Raw genomic sequence first — 16458 nt, 5'->3', positions numbered from 1 at the left:
CCGCATAAATTATCCCTTCACTGGAAAATAACCGTCCGGACTGGACAAGGCTGCACATCAGTCATAATCTTAATCAATCGATTGATTAAGATCAGAGTCGTGCCATGAATACACCCACCATGACAACCAAAGGTGAACAGGCGAAGAACCAGCTCATTGCCGCCGCATTGGCACAATTCGGCGAGTATGGTCTGCACGCCACGACGCGCGATATCGCTGCACAGGCCGGGCAAAACATTGCGGCTATCACCTACTATTTTGGCTCAAAAGAGGATTTATATCTCGCCTGCGCCCAGTGGATTGCAGATTTTATCGGCTCACAGTTTCGTCCGCACGCTGCAGAGGCCGAGCGTTTATTCGCTCAGCCAGAACCGGATCGTGGCGCGATGCGTGAACTGATCCTGCGCGCCTGCAAAAATATGATCATGCTGTTAACCCAGGACGACACCGTTAACCTGAGCAAATTTATCTCGCGTGAACAGCTTTCCCCCACTGCGGCTTATCAACTGGTGCACGACCAGGTTATCAATCCGCTGCATACACACCTGACGCGCCTGATTGCCGCCTATACCGGCGGCGATGCCAACGATACCCAAATGATTCTGCATACCCACGCCATACTCGGCGAGGTGCTGGCTTTTCGTCTGGGGAAAGAAACCATTCTGTTGCGTACGGGCTGGTCACAATTTGATGAGGATAAAACCGCGCTGATTGACCAAACGATCACCTGTCACATCGATCTTATTCTGCAAGGTTTAACGCAAAGGAGTCTGGAGTCATGAAAAAACCTGTCGTTCTCGGGCTGGTTATCGCGGCCCTCGTTGCCGTGATTGCCGGTGGAACGTGGTGGTATCAGAGTCGGCAAGATAACAGCCTGACGCTATACGGCAATGTCGATATACGTAGCGTCAACCTGAGTTTTCGCGTCGGCGGCAGACTGGCCTCGCTGACGGTTGATGAAGGCGATGCGATTACCGCCGGTCAGGTGCTGGGCGAACTGGACCGCGCACCGTATGAAAACGCATTGATGCAGGCAAAAGCCAACGTTGCCGCCGCGCAGGCGCAATACGATCTGATGCTGGCAGGGTATCGCGAAGAAGAGATCGCGCAAACCGCGGCGGCAGTCAAACAGGCGCAGGCCGCCTATGATTACGCGCAGAATTTTTACAATCGGCAGGTAGGATTGTGGAAAAGCCGTACCATTTCTGCCAACGATCTGGAAAACGCGCGTTCATCTCGCGATCAGGCGTTAGCTTCATTGAAATCCGCACAGGATAAACTCACGCAATATCGCAGCGGTAATCGTGTGCAGGACATCGAACAGGCAAAAGCCACGCTCGAACAAGCTCAGGCAGAGCTGGCACAGGCAGAGCTTAATTTGCATGACACCACGCTGACCTCGCCGTCTGACGGCACGCTTCTCACCCGCGCGGTTGAACCCGGCAGCATGCTGAACGAAGGGAGCACGGTACTGACGCTGTCGCTCACGCGTCCGGTATGGGTCCGCGCCTACGTTGACGAACGCAATCTGAGCCAGGCGCAGCCAGGACGTGAGATCCTGCTCTATACCGACGGTCGCCCGGACAAACCGTATCACGGCAAAATCGGCTTTGTGTCACCAACCGCCGAATTTACGCCGAAAACGGTAGAGACTCCTGATCTGCGCACCGATCTGGTGTATCGCCTGCGAATTGTCGTAACCGACGCGGACGATGCGCTGCGCCAGGGAATGCCGGTAACGATAAAATTTGGCGATGAGGCACGGCATGAATGACGCCGTCATTACGCTTAAAGGGCTGACGAAAAACTTTGCTGGAATGGAAAAACCGGCCGTCGCCCCGCTCGACTGTATCGTGCATGCGGGCTACGTGACCGGGCTTGTCGGGCCGGACGGCGCGGGCAAAACCACGCTGATGCGCATGCTGGCGGGATTATTAAAACCTGATACCGGAAGTGCTGCGGTGATTGGTTTTGATCCCATCAAAGACGACAGCGCGCTGCACGCGGTGCTGGGCTATATGCCGCAGAAATTTGGTCTGTATGAAGATTTGACCGTCATGGAGAACCTCAATCTCTATGCCGATTTGCGCAGCGTCACCGGTGAGGCGCGAGAAAAAACCTTTGCCCGACTACTGGAGTTTACCTCGCTGGGGCCATTTACCGGACGACTGGCCGGCAAACTTTCCGGCGGCATGAAGCAGAAGCTCGGGCTAGCCTGTACGCTGGTCGGCGAACCCAAAGTGTTGCTGCTGGATGAGCCAGGTGTGGGTGTCGACCCAATTTCCCGTCGCGAACTGTGGCAAATGGTCCACGAACTGGCCGGAGACGGCATGCTGATCCTCTGGAGTACGTCGTATCTGGATGAAGCAGAGCAATGCCGTGATGTGCTGCTGATGAACGAAGGCGAATTGTTATACCAGGGCGATCCTACTCAGCTTACGCAAACCATGGCTGGTCGCAGCTTCCTGATGAGCAGTCCGCAGGAAAATAACCGCCGACTGCTGCAACGCGCGTTAAAACTACCGCTGGTCAGCGACGGAATGATTCAGGGGAAATCCGTCCGTTTAATCCTGAAAAAAGAGGCGACAGCTCAGCAGATCCAAAACGCTGACGGCATGCCGCAGATAACCATCAATGAAACTGCACCCCGCTTCGAAGATGCCTTTATCGATTTACTCGGCGGAGCCGGAACATCGGAATCCCCGCTGGGCGCTATCCTGCATACCGTAGAAGGCACGCCTGGCGAAACGGTGATCGAAGCCAAAGCTCTGACCAAGAAGTTTGGCGATTTTGCCGCGACCGACCACGTAGACTTTTCCGTACAGCGCGGCGAGATTTTTGGTCTGTTAGGACCCAACGGTGCCGGCAAATCCACCACCTTTAAAATGATGTGCGGCCTGCTGGTCCCCACTTCCGGCAAAGCGCTGGTGCTGGATATGGACCTGAAAGTCAGCTCCGGCAAAGCGCGTCAGCATCTGGGTTATATGGCGCAGAAATTCTCCCTGTACGGTAACCTGACGGTTGAACAAAATCTGCGCTTTTTCTCCGGCGTCTACGGCCTGCGTGGTCGGGCGCAGAAGGAGAAAATCGATCGAATGAGCGAGGCATTTGGCCTGAAGAGTATCGCTTCCCACGCCACCGACGAACTGCCGCTGGGGTTTAAGCAGCGTCTGGCGCTGGCCTGCTCGCTGATGCATGAACCCGACATTCTGTTCCTTGATGAACCCACTTCCGGGGTCGATCCCCTCACCCGTCGTGAGTTCTGGTTGCATATCAACAGCATGGTGGAAAAAGGCGTCACGGTGATGGTGACCACCCACTTTATGGACGAGGCGGAATACTGCGATCGCATCGGGTTGGTGTATCGCGGCAAATTGATTGCCAGCGGAACACCGGACGACCTGAAAGCTCAGGCTGCCGACAGCGACACTCCGGACCCGACCATGGAGCAAGCATTCATTACGCTAATCAATGACTGGGATAAGGAGCATACGCATGAGTAACTCCGCTCTCTCCTGGCGTCGCGTACGTGCGCTGTGCGTTAAAGAGACGCGCCAGATCGTTCGCGATCCCAGCAGTTGGCTGATTGCGGTGGTGATCCCGCTGCTGCTGCTGTTTATCTTCGGCTACGGGATAAACCTCGACTCCAGCAAGCTTCGGGTCGGGATTTTGCTCGAACAGCAAAGCGAAGAGGCGCTGGATTTTACCCATACTATGACCGGTTCGCCGTATATTGACGCCACCATCAGCGATAACCGGCAGGAATTGATTGAGAAAATGCAGGCCGGGCGCATTCGTGGGCTGGTGGTGATCCCTGTGGATTTTGCCCAGCAGATGGCGCGACCTAATGACGTGGCACCGATCCAGGTGATCACCGATGGCAGCGAACCCAATACCGCCAACTTTGTGCAGGGTTATGTCGAAGGCATCTGGCAGATTTGGCAGCAACAGCGGGCGGAAGATCGTGGGGAATCGTTCGAGCCTTTGATCGACGTGCAAACACGCTACTGGTTTAACCCGGCGGCCATCAGCCAGCACTTTATTATTCCCGGGGCGGTAACCATCATCATGACGGTGATTGGCGCGATCCTCACCTCATTAGTGGTGGCGCGCGAATGGGAACGCGGAACCATGGAGGCACTGCTTTCTACCGAAGTTACCCGCGTCGAATTACTGCTGTGTAAACTGATCCCCTATTATTTCCTCGGCATGCTGGCGATGCTGCTGTGTATGCTGGTGTCGGTATTTATTCTTGGCGTGCCCTATCGCGGCTCGTTGCTGATCCTGTTTTTCATTACCAGCCTGTTTCTGCTCAGTACGCTTGGCATGGGGTTGCTTATTTCCACCATCACCCGCAACCAGTTTAACGCCGCGCAGGTCGCGCTGAACGCCGCTTTCCTGCCCTCGATTATGCTGTCAGGTTTTATCTTCCAGATAGACAGCATGCCCGCGATTATCCGGGCGGTAACCTACATTATTCCGGCGCGTTATTTCGTCAGTACCCTGCAAAGCCTGTTTCTGGCGGGAAATATTCCGGTGGTGCTGATTATTAACGTGCTGTTTTTAATCGCTTCGGCGGTGATGTTTATTGGCCTGACGTGGCTTAAAACCAAACGTCGGCTGGATTAAATATGTGTATGGATAATTGTAGCCGTAGGCCGGATAAGGCGTTCGCGCCGCCATCCGGCATTATGCCTGATGCGCTTGGCTTATCAGGCCTACAAACTGGACTGAGAGGACGGGCATGTTTCATCGCTTATGGACATTAATTCGCAAAGAGCTGCAATCGCTATTACGCGAACCGCAGACGCGAGCCATTCTGATTTTACCGGTGCTGATTCAGGTGATCCTGTTCCCGTTCGCGGCAACGCTGGAAGTCACCAACGCCACGATCGCTATCTATAACGAAGACAACGGTAAACATTCGGTTGAGCTTACCCAGCGCTTCGCCCGCGCCAGCGCTTTTACGCATGTTCTGCTGCTGAAAAGCCCGCAGGAGATTAAACCTACCATCGATACGCAAAAAGCCCTGCTGCTGGTGCGCTTCCCGGCCAATTTTTCGCGCAACCTGGACACCTTCCAGCAAGCTCCCATGCAGATTATCCTCGACGGGCGTAACTCCAACAGCGCGCAAATTGCCGCCAATTACCTGCAGCAAATTGTTAAGACGTATCAGCAGGAGCTGATGGACGGCAAGCCGAAACCGAATAACAGCGAGCTGGTCGTGCGTAACTGGTACAACCCGAATCTGGATTATAAATGGTTCGTGGTGCCGTCGCTGATCGCCATGATCACCACTATCGGCGTAATGATCGTCACCTCGCTTTCGGTTGCTCGCGAGCGCGAGCAAGGTACGCTGGATCAGCTGCTGGTCTCCCCGCTTACCACCTGGCAGATTTTCATCGGTAAAGCTGTGCCCGCGCTGATTGTGGCTACTTTTCAGGCCACCATTGTGCTGGCAATTGGTATCTGGGCTTATGACATTCCATTTGCTGGTTCACTGGGGTTGTTCTATTTCACAATGGTAATTTACGGGCTGTCGCTGGTCGGCTTTGGTCTGCTGATTTCATCGCTGTGCGCCACCCAGCAGCAAGCGTTTATCGGCGTATTTGTGTTTATGATGCCGGCGATTTTACTCTCGGGCTACGTCTCACCGGTCGAAAACATGCCGGTCTGGTTGCAGAATCTGACGTGGATAAACCCGATCCGCCATTTTACGGACATCACGAAACAGATTTACCTGAAGGATGCGAGTCTGCAGATTGTCTGGGGAAGTTTGTGGCCGCTGTTGGTGATAGCGGCCACAACCGGCTCAGCGGCGTATGCGATGTTTCGACGTAAGGTGATGTAGCTTTTTGTCTTTCGCCAGCAGCGAGACCACGGCGGGTCCGGCCAGGATCACCAGACCCGCCAGTGCCAGCAAGACGTTGTTTTGCAGCACGCGCGACAGCAACCACAGCACGATCATTGCGGCACCGAAATACCACGTGGTAGTCAGCTCTTCCAGCACATCAGCGACGTCACGCCAGCGTTGTTCATGGTGACGTTGCAAGGCCAGCATTAATAAAACCGTTACGCCGTAAACGACGCATAATCCCAGGCCGACGCGCACCAGCGTGCCGCTCATCCAGCCCATTACCAGCAACGCCACTACCAGTAAATGCAACACAATCTGCCAGCAACTTAGACCCGTTGCGACACGAACACGTTGTTGCCACCTCATGGCTTTTCTCCTGAAGGATTTTCAACTAATTGTTCAGAGTACCGGACTTTACGGAAAATTCCGCAACACTGCATCTTTTTGTGACGATGACTACACTATTTTATTTAGGAAGTGACGCCAACGGGAGGCTCATGAGCGGATCGGGAGTTCAATTTTCATTCAATGTGCTCACCATTAATACTCACAAAGGGTTCACCGCCTTCAACCGGCGTTTTATTTTACCTGAGCTAAGGGAGGCCGTCAGAACGGTCGGTGCAGACATTGTATGCCTGCAGGAAGTGATGGGTGAGCACGAAGCTCATTCGCTGCACATTGAGAACTGGCCGGATACCAGCCACTACGAATTTCTGGCGGACACGATGTGGAGCGACTTCGCCTACGGGCGTAACGCCGTGTACCCGCAGGGACATCACGGTAATGCTGTGCTGTCGCGGTATCCCATTGAGCATTATGAAAATCGTGATGTGTCGGTCGGCGCGAGTGAAAAGCGCGGAGTCCTTTACTGCCGAATCGTACCGCCAATGCTCTCCCACCCCATCCATGTGATGTGTGTGCACCTCGGCCTGCGTGAAGCTCACCGCCAGGCCCAGCTCGCGATGCTGGCAGACTGGGTTAACGCCCTGCCCGACGCGGAGCCGGTGGTGATTGCCGGGGATTTTAACGACTGGCGGCAAACGGCCAATCGCCCGTTGAAAGCCAAAGCTGGCCTTGACGAGATTTTTACCCGCGCCCACGGCCGCCCGGCGCGAACATTTCCGGTGCAGTTTCCCCTGCTGCGTCTGGACAGGATCTATGTGAAAAACGCGAATGCCAGTACCCCAACGACGCTGGCGCTGCGTCACTGGCGACATTTGTCCGATCATGCCCCTCTGAGTGCGGAGATTCATTTATGAAATATGGCTGGCGTGAAGGCAATCAAATTCAACTACTGGAAAACGGCGATCAATTCTACCCCGCCGTCTTTGACGCCATTGAACAGGCGCAGCAAAAAATAATCCTCGAGACCTTTATCTGGTTTGAAGATGCGGTAGGAAAACAGCTGCATGCCGCGTTGCTCGAAGCCGCCCGGCGAGGAATCAAAGCAGAGGTGCTGCTGGATGGCTACGGCTCGCCGGATCTTAGCGACAGTTTTGTCGAAGAGCTCACCGTAGCCGGCGTTGTTTTCCGCTACTACGATCCGCGTCCGCGTCTGTTCGGGATGCGCACTAATCTCTTTCGCCGTATGCATCGCAAAATTGTGGTCATTGATGATCGTGTTGCCTTTGTTGGCGGCATCAATTACTCCGCTGAGCACATGTCTGATTACGGTCCGGAGGCCAAGCAGGATTACGCCGTGCGCGTTGAAGGTCCAGTCGTTGCTGACATTCTGAAATTCGTGCTGGAAAACTTGCCCGGACAGAGTGCTGTACGACGCTGGTGGCGACGTCATCACCGGGCAATCGACAATCATCGCCCCGGCGAAGCGCAGGCGCTGTTCGTCTGGCGCGATAACGAAGAACATCGTGATGATATTGAACGCCACTATCTGAAAATGCTGACCCAGGCACGGCGGGAAGTGATCATCGCCAATGCCTACTTCTTTCCCGGCTATCGCTTTCTGCATGCCCTGCGTAAAGCGGCCCGACGGGGCGTGCGGGTAAAACTCATCGTGCAGGGTGAACCGGATATGCCGATTGTGAAAGTGGGCGCCCGCCTGCTGTACAACTATCTGGTAAAAGGCGGCGTCCATGTCTATGAATACCGCCGTAAACCTCTGCATGGCAAAGTGGCGCTGATGGACGATCACTGGGCGACGGTGGGCTCCAGCAATCTTGATCCACTGAGCCTGTCACTGAATCTGGAGGCAAATCTGATTATTCATGACCGCACGTTTAATCAGACCCTGCGTGACAACCTGAACCCTATTATTGCGCAGGACTGCAAGCGGGTTGATGAATCCATGCTGCCAAAACGCACCTGGTGGAACCTGACCAAGAGCGTACTGGCCTTCCACTTTTTACGCCACTTCCCGGCGCTGGTCGGCTGGCTGCCGGCGCATACCCCGCATCTGGCCGAGGTAGAGCCGCCCGCGCAGCCCGCTCTGGAAACTCAGGACCGTATACAAACAGAGGATGCAGGAGGGAAAACCTGATGGCAAAAAGCCACCGACGCTGGCGGTTAGCGAAAAAGATCCTCACATGGCTGTTTTTTATTGCGGTGATCGTGCTGCTGGTTGTTTATGCCAGCAAGGTCAACTGGCAGGAAGTGTGGACGGTAATTCGCGATTACAATCGGATCGCCCTGCTCAGCGCCGTGGGGTTGGTGATCGTCAGTTATTTACTTTACGGCTGTTATGATCTGCTCGGGCGCTACTACTGCGGCCACAAACTGGCAAAACGCCAGGTCATGCTGGTGTCGTTTATCTGTTACGCCTTCAACCTGACATTGAGCACCTGGGTGGGTGGTATAGGGATGCGTTATCGCCTTTACTCGCGCCTCGGATTGCCGGGGGGCACAATAACGCGGATTTTTTCGCTGAGTATTACCACTAACTGGCTGGGCTATATTCTGCTGGGCGGTTTTATATTTACCTTCGGCGTCGTCGAACTGCCCGCACACTGGTATATCGATGAAGGCACATTGCGCATCTTAGGCATTGCGCTGCTGCTGATTATTGTTGTTTATCTGTGGTTTTGCGCCTTCTCTAAACATCGTCATATCACCATCAAGGGCCAAAAACTGGTGCTGCCCTCCTGGAAATTTGCCCTCGCGCAAATGACGATATCCAGTGCGAACTGGATGGTAATGGGGGCGATTATCTGGTTGTTGCTCGGTCAGAATATCGATTATTTCTTCGTGCTGGGCGTGCTGCTGGTGAGCAGTATTGCCGGCGTAATCGTGCATATTCCGGCGGGGATCGGCGTGCTGGAAGCGGTGTTTATGGCGCTGCTGGCAGGAGAGGACTCGTCTCAGGGAACGATCATTGCTGCCCTGCTCGCGTATCGCGTGTTGTACTATTTTATTCCGCTGCTTCTGGCACTGGTGTGTTATTTGCTGCTGGAGAGTCGGGCAAAAAAGTTGCGGGTAAAAAACGAGAAGGCGATGGCGAAATGATGGTGTTTATAGTGCCGGCTGCGGCGTAACGCCTTATCCGGCCTACTTTCGATACCAAGCGGTAGGCCGGATAAGCGAAGCGCCATCCGGCAACAGAGAATTAACGACGATTACCGAAAATACGCAGCAGCATCAGGAACAGGTTGATGAAGTCCAGATACAGCGTTAAGGCCCCAAGAATCGCGTATTTACGCAGATTGGAGCTGTCGCGCAGGTCAATCTGCTCACCGATATTTTTCAACTTCTGCGTGTCATAGGCGGTCAGACCAACAAACACAATCACCCCGATATAGGTCACCGCCCACATCAGCGCTTCGCTCTTCAGCCAAAAGTTAACCAGTGAGGCCAGTACAATACCGATCAGCGCCATAAACAGCATATTGCCGAAGCCGCTCAGATCACGTTTGGTGGTGTAGCCATACAAACTCATGATCCCGAACATCCCTCCGGTAACCACAAAGGTGCTGGCGATAGACGAGTAGGTATAGACGATAAAAATGCTTGATAGCGTCAGCCCGGTTAATGCCGAGTAGAGCATAAACAGCGTGGTCGCCATACCCGCGCTCAGCCTTTGCACCATGCCGGACAGGACGAACACCAGCGCCAGTTGAGCGATGATCAGGCCAAAGAAGGTGATTTTGCTGGAGAAGACAAACATCATCACCGCGGGCGTATTTGCCGCATACCAGGCGATAAACGCCGTCAGCAACAGTCCGCAGGTCATCCAGCCGTATACCTGCGCCATATACGTTTGCAGGCCGGAACGGGCCTGTACAATAGAATCGGATCGTGGGAATCGGTCCATGACAATCTCCTGAATCAGTATGAGCCTACAACAATTGTACTCTACCAGCGTTTTGCTGCTAGCTTATCGCTGTCGCGGGCATCAACCCAGCGCTCACCTTCCGGCGTGGCCTCGCGCTTCCAGAACGGCGCGCGGGTTTTCAGGTAATCCATAATGAACTGCCCGGCATCAAACGCGCTGCTGCGATGCGCACTGGTCACGCCAACAAACACGATTTCGTCACCCGGCCACAGTTCGCCAATGCGATGAATAACCGTCACCCGACCCAGCGGCCAGCGCAAACGCGCTTCGTCGACAATCTCCGCCAGCGCTTTTTCGGTCATTCCCGGATAGTGTTCCAGCGTTAACGCCTTAACGCTGTCACCGAGATTGTGATTGCGCACTTTACCGGTGAAAGTGACTACCGCGCCGTCTTCATCACGCTCTGCCAGCCAGGGATACTCATCCCCGACGCGAAACGGCGCAGGGCCAACAACAATTCGCGTTTCCGCCATCTTAGCCTCCGGTTACCGGTGGGAAGAAAGCAACTTCGTCACCTGAGTTAAGGGGATGGTCAAAATCGACCAGCGTCTGGTTTACCGCCGCCAGCAGCTTGCCGTCTTCCAGCGCCAACGCCCAGCGATCGCTTTTTGCCGCAAGATGCTTGCGCAGCGCTTCTACCGTTGCAAACTCGGCGGCAACCTCTAACGCATCGGTGTTTACCAGTTCGCGTACCTGAGCAAAGAAGAGAACCTTAATCATGCGCATCTACCTTAAAATCTCCGGACTTGCCGCCGCTTTTTGCCAGCAGACGCACCGGACCAATCACCATATCCTTTTGCACCGCTTTGCACATATCGTAGATGGTCAACGCCGCCACGGAGGCCGCCGTTAACGCTTCCATTTCAACGCCGGTTTTACCGGTCAGGCGACACAGCGTTTCAATCCGTACGCGGTTGTGCTCCGGTTCAGCGTGAAGATTGACTTCCACCTTACTCAGCATCAGCGGATGGCACAGCGGGATAAGATCCCAGGTACGTTTGGCGGCCTGAATACCCGCAATACGCGCCGTGGCGAATACATCACCTTTATGGTGGCTGCCATCGATAATCATCGCCAGCGTTTCGCTACGCATAGTCACGAATGCTTCAGCACGCGCCTCGCGTACAGTTTCCGCTTTGGCGGAGACATCCACCATATGCGCTTCGCCAGCGGCGTTAATATGAGTCAGTTGCGACATACTTATTTCTTCAAATGTGGGTGGAAATTACACGGACGCGTACGGGCATCAAGCTGCGGCGCAATGATATTTTCCCAGGCGGTACGACACGCTTTGGTCGAACCCGGCATGGCGAAAATCAGCGTTTTATTGGCCACTCCGGCAATCGCGCGGGATTGCAGCGTCGCGGTGCCAATCTCTTCAAACGACAGCATACGGAAGACTTCGCCAAACCCTTCAACTTCTCTGTCAAACAGCGGTTGCAGCGCTTCCGGCGCCTGGTCCCCTTCGGTTAACCCGGTACCGCCGGTAATGAGCACTACCTGTACATCATCACTGGCAATCCAGGCAGAAACCTGGGCGCGGATGGCGTAACGGTTTTCTTTGACAATCGCCTTATCGACAATCTGATGACCCGCTTCTTGCGCCGAGTCACGCAGATAATGGCCGGAGGTGTCATCTTCTTCGCCGCGACGGTTGGAAACAGTAAGAATAGCAATGCGTGTCGGGATAAATTCAGCGCTTACCTGACTCATGAAAAACTCCTTTTAGCGATCAGCCGCCAATGTAAGATAAGTTTTGCGTAATACCGGTATTGTTCTGATGCAGGAAATGGGTCTGCTTTTTCTCCAGCAGCGCGGCTGAAATACGTTCTTCCAGCGCCGGCTGCTGAGCGTCATCTTCCAGCAAATCACGCAGGCTTACGCCGCCTTCACCAAATAAACACAGATGAAGCTTGCCAACAGAGGAAACGCGCAGACGATTACAGGTGGCGCAGAAGTCTTTCTCATAAGGCATGATCAGACCAATTTCACCAACATAATCAGGATGACAGAAAACCTGAGCTGGGCCGTCGCTGCGCTGTCGGATCTGGTGGATCCAGCCGCGACGCAATAGCTCATCGCGAAGTACCTGTCCGGAGATATGGTGTTTACGGAAGAGAGAGCTGCCCTCGCCCGTTTCCATCAGTTCAATAAAACGCAGTTGGATTGGCCGAGGTTGGATCCACGCAAGGAAGGTGTCCAGTTGATGATGGTTTACGTCGCGCATCAGCACGGTGTTGACTTTCACTTTTTCAAAACCCGCATCAAAGGCGGCGTCAATGCCTGCCATCACCTGTTGAAACTTGTCCTGCCCGGTAATGGCATGAAACTGACGGGCATCCAGGCTGTCGACGCTGACGTTGAGCGCGGTCAGTCCGGCATCGCGCCAGGCAGCAGCATCGCGCGCCAGACGATAACCATTGGTGGTTACCGCAATCTGACGGATGGCGTCGTTTTCGCGCACGGCGGCGATAATGTCCGTAAAGTCGCGACGCAGTGAAGGTTCGCCCCCTGTCAGACGCACTTTTTCCGTTCCCAGACTGGCGAACGCGTGCGTGACACGGCGAATTTCATCAACGGTCAGAAAGCCGTTATTGGTGACCCCACCGGGCTTATAGCCATCCGGCAGGCAGTAGGTGCAACGAAAGTTACACACATCGGTAATCGACAAACGTAAGTAGTAAAACTTACGTGCGAAAGCATCGGTAAGTTGAGAGCCCATGTACACCTTTCCAAATACGGGAGACGTAGTCATTTCTTCCTGCGCCCTGGTGACAAACTTTTTCAAGTCTTGTCACGGCCAAAGCACCGTATCATTTGACCCAGGTGCAGAGGCTAGAGTGTTTATACTCGTCATACTTCGTGTTGCAGATGCGTTGGCTTCCGGCAACTCAAATTATTAAGAGTACTTAGTGGTTATGCCGATACTAGCGTGTAAATGACGCTTTTGCCATGTACACTTTCGCTATATAAATACATACATAACGACATGATCGTGCAATTTCGCTACAGAATAAGCAAAAATCACAGTTTTGCATTGATATACATCATCTTGCCATCAGGTGGATCTCGCCAGAAAGGAGTAGACCGCAGAAAAAAATTACGGCAGATGCCGACTGGATAATTGCTGAAAACACGCTATTTACGTTACTGTAACGCCGATCAATTGATATCAGGAAAATATATGCGCACTCGCACGCTGGCAGATCTGGACCGCGTTGTCGCTCTCGGCGGAGGGCATGGATTAGGACGCGTTCTCTCCTCACTTTCCCCTCTAGGCTCACGCCTGACGGGTATCGTCACCACCACGGATAACGGCGGCTCGACAGGTCGTATTCGTCGCTCTGAAGGCGGGATAGCCTGGGGAGACATGCGTAACTGTCTGAACCAGTTAATTACCCAGCCCAGCGTCGCATCCGCGATGTTTGAGTACCGTTTTGGCGGGAATGGCGAACTTTCCGGGCATAACCTCGGAAATCTGATGTTAAAAGCGCTCGATCACCTCAGCGTGCGGCCTCTGGAAGCCATCAATTTAATTCGAAGCCTGTTGAAGGTAGATGCGCATTTAATTCCGATGTCGGAGCTGCCGGTGGATTTGATGGCTATCGACGATCAGGGGCATGAAGTCTATGGCGAAGTGAATATCGATCAGCTTACTATCCCGCCTCAGGAGCTAATGCTATCGCCAAAAGTCCCCACCACGCGGGAAGCAGTAGAGGCTATCGCCGAAGCGGATTTGATTCTGATAGGACCAGGCAGTTTTTACACCAGCCTGATGCCGATCCTGTTGCTAGACGAGCTGGCGCAGGCGTTACGTCGCACACCGGCCCCGATGGTCTATATAGGCAATCTGGGGCGCGAATTAAGCCTGCCAGCAGCCAGCCTGACGCTTAGCGATAAGCTGGCCATTATTGAACAGTACGTCGGGAAGAAAGTGATTGATGCGGTAGTAGTGGGTCCGAAAGTGGATGCTTCCGTCGTTACCGACCGCGTTGTCATTCAGGAAGTGCTGGAAGCCAGCGATATTCCCTACCGCCATGACCGCCAGCTATTGCATAGTGCGCTGGAGAAAGCGGTGCAGGCGCTAGGCTAAACGGATTTACCTGATGCGCGGCGCTTATCAGGCCTACCAAACGCTCCGCTCCGACATCCGACCTACGGACGCGATCTTTGCCGTAGGCCGGATAAGGGGTTTACCCCGCATCCGGCACACTCTTACGATGCTGCGATAAACAACTCGCGCAGTTGATGCAACTGGTCGCGGATCGTCGCTGCCTCTTCAAATTCAAGATTCTGCGCATGCTGCATCATCTGCCCTTCCAGCTCGTGAATCTTCTGCTGCAGCGCTTTTGGCGTCATATCCAGTTCCACAACTTCAGACTTCGCGCCTGCGCGTGACTTCCCTTTGCCTTTCGCCTTGGTCTTCGCAATATTCTGACCCAGCGCCAGAATATCGACTACTTTCTTATTCAGGCCCTGCGGCGTAATACCGTGCTCTTCGTTGTAGAGTTGCTGTTTCTCACGACGACGTTCGGTTTCACCAATCGCTTTAGCCATTGAGGCGGTAATTTTATCGCCGTAGAGAATAGCCTTACCGTTGATGTTTCGCGCCGCACGACCGATGGTCTGGATAAGCGAACGTTCAGAACGCAGGAATCCTTCTTTGTCTGCGTCCAGAATCGCCACCAGGGAGACCTCAGGCATGTCCAGACCTTCACGTAAAAGGTTGATACCCACCAGCACGTCAAACTCGCCCAGACGCAGGTCACGAATGATTTCCATGCGTTCCACAGTATCGATGTCAGAGTGCAGATAACGCACCCGCTCGCCATGTTCTTCGAGGTATTCTGTGAGGTCTTCTGCCATCCGTTTGGTCAGCGTGGTGACCAGCACACGTTCGTTAATCGCCGCACGGGTGCGGATCTCCGACAGCAGATCGTCAACCTGCGTCGCCACCGGACGCACCTCAATGACCGGATCCAGCAGGCCGGTCGGTCGTACCACCTGATCGACCACTTCATCACCGGATTTCTCCAGCTCATAGTTGCCCGGCGTCGCCGAAACGTAGATAGTTTGCGGAGCCAGCGCCTCGAACTCTTCAAATTTGAGCGGACGGTTATCCAGCGCCGACGGCAGACGGAATCCGTATTCAACCAGGGTTTCTTTACGCGCCCGATCGCCGCGATACATGCCGCCAATTTGCGGGATAGTCACGTGGGATTCATCCACCACCAGCAGGCCATCGGCAGGCAGGTAATCAAACAGCGTCGGCGGCGGCTCGCCGGGGCCGCGCCCGGACAGATAGCGGGAGTAGTTTTCAATCCCCGAGCAGTAACCCAGCTCATTCATCATTTCCAAATCGAACTGGGTACGCTGACTTAAGCGCTGTTCTTCCAGCAGTTTGTTATTTGCCAACAGGACTTTACGCCGCTCTGCCAGCTCAACTTTGATTTCTTCCATCGCCTGCACGATACGTTCTCGCGGCGTCACGTAGTGCGTTTTAGGATAGATGGTGTAGCGCGAAATTGTGGATTCGACCTGTCCGGTCAGCGGGTCAAACAGCGATAAACGTTCGACCTCTTCATCAAACAGTTCCACGCGCAGCGCGATGTCGTCGGATTCTGCCGGGAAAATGTCGATCACTTCACCGCGCACGCGGAAGGTCCCGCGCTGGAATGCCTGATCGTTGCGGGTATATTGCAGCTCCGCCAGACGACGCAGGATCGCACGCTGGTCGATAATCATCCCCACCGTCAGGTGCAGCATCATTTTCAGGTACAAATCCGGGTCACCCAGACCATAAATCGCGGAAACCGACGCCACGACAACGACATCGCGACGTTCCAGCAGCGCTTTGGTTGCCGACAGGCGCATCTGCTCAATATGTTCGTTGACCGAAGCATCTTTCTCGATGAAGGTGTCAGAACTGGGTACGTAGGCTTCCGGCTGATAATAGTCGTAGTAAGAGACAAAATACTCCACCGCATTATCCGGGAAGAACTCTTTCATCTCACCGTACAGCTGAGCAGCAAGTGTCTTATTGGGGGCCAGCACCATGGTAGGACGCTGCAAGTCCGCAATCACGTTAGCGATGGTGAATGTTTTCCCCGACCCTGTCACCCCCAGTAGCGTCTGATGCGCCAGACCATCCTCCAGACCTTCTTCCAGGCGACGAATCGCCTCAGGCTGATCGCCAGAGGGTTTAAAAGCGGAATTTAGTTTGAACGGTTTACTCATGAGCAGCTACCTGAAGCAATGGGCGGGCAGGTGTGTAATTTTACTCGCAGCAGTATATTTTGCCAGTAAAATATACTGG

Annotated in this window: 17 protein-coding genes and 1 riboswitch; of the genes, 9 read left to right on the top strand and 8 right to left on the bottom strand. The window is 54.1% G+C overall.

Features of this window, described 5'->3' with window-relative positions; all coding sequences use genetic code 11:
• Window positions 1-104 precede the first annotated feature (104 nt).
• The 5 genes from cecR (at window position 105) to G4551_RS07895 (ending at window position 5851) form a co-directional block, all read left to right on the top strand.
• Window positions 105-782 (top strand): transcriptional regulator CecR, encoded by a 678-nt coding sequence (cecR, locus tag G4551_RS07915; RefSeq protein WP_003837027.1) that lies wholly within the window; start codon window positions 105-107, stop codon window positions 780-782.
• On the top strand, window positions 779-1774 hold the full coding sequence (gene hlyD, locus G4551_RS07910) for a secretion protein HlyD (protein ID WP_003837029.1): 996 nt from the start codon (window positions 779-781) through the stop codon (window positions 1772-1774). The genes cecR and hlyD overlap by 4 nt, the downstream gene beginning before the upstream one ends.
• The gene (locus G4551_RS07905; RefSeq protein ID WP_003837032.1) at window positions 1767-3503 is read left to right on the top strand and encodes an ATP-binding cassette domain-containing protein; all 1737 of its coding nucleotides are present in this window, start codon (window positions 1767-1769) and stop codon (window positions 3501-3503) included. The genes hlyD and G4551_RS07905 overlap by 8 nt, the downstream gene beginning before the upstream one ends.
• On the top strand, window positions 3496-4629 hold the full coding sequence (locus G4551_RS07900) for an ABC transporter permease (protein ID WP_003035208.1): 1134 nt from the start codon (window positions 3496-3498) through the stop codon (window positions 4627-4629). The genes G4551_RS07905 and G4551_RS07900 overlap by 8 nt, the downstream gene beginning before the upstream one ends.
• 115 nt (window positions 4630-4744) lie before the next feature.
• Window positions 4745-5851 (top strand): ABC transporter permease, encoded by a 1107-nt coding sequence (locus G4551_RS07895; RefSeq protein ID WP_003837035.1) that lies wholly within the window; start codon window positions 4745-4747, stop codon window positions 5849-5851.
• Here the strand turns inward: G4551_RS07895 and G4551_RS07890 are convergent.
• Window positions 5813-6223, bottom strand: a complete 411-nt coding sequence (locus tag G4551_RS07890) for a YbhQ family protein (protein WP_003035203.1) — start codon at window positions 6221-6223, stop codon at window positions 5813-5815. The two genes, G4551_RS07895 and G4551_RS07890, sit on opposite strands and share 39 nt — an antisense overlap.
• A gap of 131 nt (window positions 6224-6354) precedes the next feature.
• Between G4551_RS07890 and G4551_RS07885 the strand changes: the two genes are divergently transcribed.
• Genes G4551_RS07885 through G4551_RS07875 form a run of 3 tightly spaced genes read left to right on the top strand, consistent with a single transcriptional unit; the run spans window position 6355 to window position 9316 of the window.
• On the top strand, window positions 6355-7116 hold the full coding sequence (locus G4551_RS07885) for an endonuclease/exonuclease/phosphatase family protein (RefSeq protein WP_003837036.1): 762 nt from the start codon (window positions 6355-6357) through the stop codon (window positions 7114-7116).
• Complete coding sequence (gene clsB / locus G4551_RS07880) at window positions 7113-8354, top strand: cardiolipin synthase ClsB (protein WP_003837040.1); 1242 nt, start codon at window positions 7113-7115, stop codon at window positions 8352-8354. The genes G4551_RS07885 and clsB overlap by 4 nt, the downstream gene beginning before the upstream one ends.
• Window positions 8354-9316: a lysylphosphatidylglycerol synthase domain-containing protein gene (locus G4551_RS07875; RefSeq protein WP_003837042.1), complete on the top strand. Its 963-nt coding sequence runs from the start codon at window positions 8354-8356 to the stop codon at window positions 9314-9316. Before clsB ends, G4551_RS07875 begins: the two co-directional genes overlap by 1 nt.
• Before the next feature lie 100 nt (window positions 9317-9416).
• Here the strand turns inward: G4551_RS07875 and G4551_RS07870 are convergent, their stop codons facing one another.
• From G4551_RS07870 to moaA, 6 genes are all read right to left on the bottom strand, one after another.
• On the bottom strand, window positions 9417-10121 hold the full coding sequence (locus G4551_RS07870) for a Bax inhibitor-1/YccA family protein (RefSeq protein WP_003831536.1): 705 nt from the start codon (window positions 10119-10121) through the stop codon (window positions 9417-9419).
• Window positions 10122-10162: 41 nt separating this feature from the next.
• Window positions 10163-10615, bottom strand: coding sequence for a molybdopterin synthase catalytic subunit MoaE (gene moaE / locus G4551_RS07865; RefSeq protein WP_003035193.1), 453 nt, complete (start codon window positions 10613-10615; stop codon window positions 10163-10165).
• Between the two features lies 1 nt (window position 10616).
• A complete protein-coding gene (gene moaD, locus G4551_RS07860; protein ID WP_003837047.1) occupies window positions 10617-10862 on the bottom strand; it encodes a molybdopterin synthase sulfur carrier subunit in 246 nt (81 codons plus the stop codon).
• On the bottom strand, window positions 10855-11340 hold the full coding sequence (gene moaC, locus G4551_RS07855; RefSeq protein ID WP_003035188.1) for a cyclic pyranopterin monophosphate synthase MoaC: 486 nt from the start codon (window positions 11338-11340) through the stop codon (window positions 10855-10857). The genes moaD and moaC overlap by 8 nt, the downstream gene beginning before the upstream one ends.
• Before the next feature lie 2 nt (window positions 11341-11342).
• Window positions 11343-11855: a molybdenum cofactor biosynthesis protein B gene (gene moaB / locus G4551_RS07850; RefSeq protein ID WP_003035187.1), complete on the bottom strand. Its 513-nt coding sequence runs from the start codon at window positions 11853-11855 to the stop codon at window positions 11343-11345.
• A 19-nt stretch (window positions 11856-11874) separates the two neighbouring features.
• The gene (moaA, locus tag G4551_RS07845; protein WP_003837050.1) at window positions 11875-12864 is read right to left on the bottom strand and encodes a GTP 3',8-cyclase MoaA; all 990 of its coding nucleotides are present in this window, start codon (window positions 12862-12864) and stop codon (window positions 11875-11877) included.
• Window positions 12852-12997: riboswitch (molybdenum cofactor riboswitch) on the bottom strand. Its footprint overlaps the gene before it by 13 nt.
• Before the next feature lie 329 nt (window positions 12998-13326).
• Here moaA and yvcK point away from each other — a divergent pair.
• Window positions 13327-14235, top strand: coding sequence for a uridine diphosphate-N-acetylglucosamine-binding protein YvcK (gene yvcK, locus G4551_RS07840; protein ID WP_003837052.1), 909 nt, complete (start codon window positions 13327-13329; stop codon window positions 14233-14235).
• A 122-nt stretch (window positions 14236-14357) separates the two neighbouring features.
• Here the strand turns inward: yvcK and uvrB are convergent, their stop codons facing one another.
• Complete coding sequence (gene uvrB / locus G4551_RS07835; protein ID WP_003837055.1) at window positions 14358-16379, bottom strand: excinuclease ABC subunit UvrB; 2022 nt, start codon at window positions 16377-16379, stop codon at window positions 14358-14360.
• Window positions 16380-16458: the final 79 nt, after the last annotated feature.

Source organism: Citrobacter freundii ATCC 8090 = MTCC 1658 = NBRC 12681 (assembly GCF_011064845.1).
Taxonomy (GTDB): Bacteria; Pseudomonadota; Gammaproteobacteria; order Enterobacterales; family Enterobacteriaceae; genus Citrobacter; species Citrobacter freundii.
The sequence above is the reverse complement of the archived record's forward strand: the minus strand, read 5'-3'. Positions and strand labels throughout refer to the sequence as shown.

Coding starts and splice junctions, on each gene's coding strand:
- clsB (WP_003837040.1), top strand. CDS start 7,113: ATGAAATATGGCTGGCGTGAAGGCAATCAAATTCAACTACTGGAAAAC.
- G4551_RS07875 (WP_003837042.1), top strand. CDS start 8,354: ATGGCAAAAAGCCACCGACGCTGGCGGTTAGCGAAAAAGATCCTCACA.
- moaB (WP_003035187.1), bottom strand. CDS start 11,855: ATGAGTCAGGTAAGCGCTGAATTTATCCCGACACGCATTGCTATTCTT.
- uvrB (WP_003837055.1), bottom strand. CDS start 16,379: ATGAGTAAACCGTTCAAACTAAATTCCGCTTTTAAACCCTCTGGCGAT.
- cecR (WP_003837027.1), top strand. CDS start 105: ATGAATACACCCACCATGACAACCAAAGGTGAACAGGCGAAGAACCAG.
- moaE (WP_003035193.1), bottom strand. CDS start 10,615: ATGGCGGAAACGCGAATTGTTGTTGGCCCTGCGCCGTTTCGCGTCGGG.
- moaD (WP_003837047.1), bottom strand. CDS start 10,862: ATGATTAAGGTTCTCTTCTTTGCTCAGGTACGCGAACTGGTAAACACC.
- moaA (WP_003837050.1), bottom strand. CDS start 12,864: ATGGGCTCTCAACTTACCGATGCTTTCGCACGTAAGTTTTACTACTTA.
- moaC (WP_003035188.1), bottom strand. CDS start 11,340: ATGTCGCAACTGACTCATATTAACGCCGCTGGCGAAGCGCATATGGTG.
- G4551_RS07895 (WP_003837035.1), top strand. CDS start 4,745: ATGTTTCATCGCTTATGGACATTAATTCGCAAAGAGCTGCAATCGCTA.
- G4551_RS07890 (WP_003035203.1), bottom strand. CDS start 6,223: ATGAGGTGGCAACAACGTGTTCGTGTCGCAACGGGTCTAAGTTGCTGG.
- G4551_RS07905 (WP_003837032.1), top strand. CDS start 1,767: ATGAATGACGCCGTCATTACGCTTAAAGGGCTGACGAAAAACTTTGCT.
- yvcK (WP_003837052.1), top strand. CDS start 13,327: ATGCGCACTCGCACGCTGGCAGATCTGGACCGCGTTGTCGCTCTCGGC.
- hlyD (WP_003837029.1), top strand. CDS start 779: ATGAAAAAACCTGTCGTTCTCGGGCTGGTTATCGCGGCCCTCGTTGCC.
- G4551_RS07885 (WP_003837036.1), top strand. CDS start 6,355: ATGAGCGGATCGGGAGTTCAATTTTCATTCAATGTGCTCACCATTAAT.
- G4551_RS07870 (WP_003831536.1), bottom strand. CDS start 10,121: ATGGACCGATTCCCACGATCCGATTCTATTGTACAGGCCCGTTCCGGC.
- G4551_RS07900 (WP_003035208.1), top strand. CDS start 3,496: ATGAGTAACTCCGCTCTCTCCTGGCGTCGCGTACGTGCGCTGTGCGTT.